This is a genomic window from Geobacillus sp. B4113_201601, from assembly GCF_001587475.1.
In the GTDB taxonomy this organism is placed as follows: Bacteria; Bacillota; Bacilli; order Bacillales; family Anoxybacillaceae; genus Geobacillus; species Geobacillus icigianus.
Genome location: NZ_LQYX01000121.1, coordinates 347,444 through 347,648 on the forward strand (window position 1 = coordinate 347,444; position 205 = coordinate 347,648).

General features: G+C 59.0%; 1 protein-coding gene. It reads left to right on the top strand.

From position 1 onward, the window contains the following. On the top strand, positions 1-205 hold a 205-nt coding region (locus tag B4113_RS19275), incomplete at both ends, for a pre-toxin TG domain-containing protein (protein WP_201028613.1).

A 205-nucleotide genomic window follows, 5' to 3' on the forward strand; every position in this document is an offset into this window, starting at 1 on the left:
CGGCTGGTACGACGTGCAGCGCGTGTTTGGCGAGTACGATCCGATTACCGGCGAGCGCCTTTCTGTAGGAGACCGTTTGCTCGCGGGCGGAATGCTGCTTGCGTCGATCTTTCCTCCCGCTAAAGGGGCCGGCATGGCGGGAAAAGCGGCAATCAAGGGCGCCAAGACGATAGAGGCGGCATCTGTCCTAGCTAAAATGAAACAT